The organism is Paenibacillus sp. 01T422 (genome assembly GCF_056398785.1).
On the sequence record NZ_JBFTQB010001458.1, the window covers coordinates 1 to 782 of the forward strand.

Below are 782 nucleotides of genomic sequence, written 5' to 3' on the forward strand. Positions count from 1 at the left end.
GGGAAATGATGTGCAGCAAAGGAAGTACGCAGCTTATAGCTGCAAGTGACAGGAACAAATAATTAATTGTATAAAAGATTTTCTCATCCCATGTTGATTTCATGAGGGGAGGCTCCTTTCTTACCACAGTCCTTGATCGAATTTCCGGGCAAGTTGGTTCGCAAGAAGGACGAAGAAGAAACCAGCCAGAGATTCAAACAACCCGACCGCCGTCGTTAAACTGAACTGTCCTCCCTGGACACCTACGATATAAATATAGGTGCTGATGACATTCGAGACATCCGAAACAGCTGCATTTTGGAGTGTATATACATGATCAAACCCGACTTCCATGACGTTGCCCATACTCAGAATCAACATGAGAATAATCGTGCTGCGAATGCCAGGCAGTGTGACATGCCAGATCTGCTTCCATTTGGAAGCACCGTCGATGCTTGCAGCCTCGTACAGATGCGTATCAATCGAGGTAAGCGCTGCCAGATAGATGATCGCTCCCCAGCCTGCTTCCTTCCAGATCCCAGAACCGAGGAAGATAGCGATCCAGCTGTGTTCCTGATACAAGAAGGCTGTAGTGTGACCCGTCCATAGCTCCAACAGCTTGTTAATAACACCGGATTGCTGAGAGAATATGGTAACGACAATGCCTCCGACAATGACCCATGAAAAGAAGTGAGGTACATAGATCAGCGTCTGAACCATCTTTTTGAAGCGCATGGCCCGAACTTCATTCAGTAAGATGGCGATAATAATTGGAAAAGGAAACCCGGCGACAATACTTAATA

At 46.3% G+C, this 782-nt stretch carries 1 protein-coding gene; it reads right to left on the reverse strand.

Annotated features, from left to right (window positions below; all coding sequences use genetic code 11):
* Positions 1-120 precede the first annotated feature (120 nt).
* Positions 121-782, reverse strand: a 662-nt coding sequence (locus tag AC1DUA_RS39495; protein ID WP_477504867.1) for an ABC transporter permease subunit, incomplete at its 5' end; no start/stop codon positions are given.